The sequence below is a fragment of the Bradyrhizobium uaiense genome, from assembly GCF_010811875.1.
Lineage (GTDB): Bacteria > Pseudomonadota > Alphaproteobacteria > Rhizobiales > Xanthobacteraceae > Bradyrhizobium > Bradyrhizobium uaiense.
Genome location: NZ_VKHP01001064.1, coordinates 1 through 240, shown reverse-complemented (window position 1 = coordinate 240; position 240 = coordinate 1). Strand labels below are relative to the sequence as shown.

Here is a 240-nt window from a genome sequence, read left to right as displayed (position 1 = left end):
CAAACCACACCACACTGATCATCACCGCCGAGCAGGTCGGGCTGCTCGGCGCCTATATGAGCCTGGCGCGGCTGCTGCAGCCGACCGTGGTCGTGATCGAGGACGTCGATCTGATCGCGCGCGACCGTCGGCAGGCGATGCACGGTCAAGCCACGCGAACGTCCGTGATAATTGGCGCCGTCCTCCAGCGACAGGATCTTGCCGCGATAGGATCGTGCAGCACGCGCGGCCCCTTCCAGC

The 240-nt window shown here is 65.8% G+C and carries 1 pseudogene; it reads left to right on the top strand.

Annotated features, from left to right (window positions below):
- Window positions 1–240, top strand: a pseudogene (locus FNJ47_RS52715) (ATP-binding protein); the annotation flags it as partial.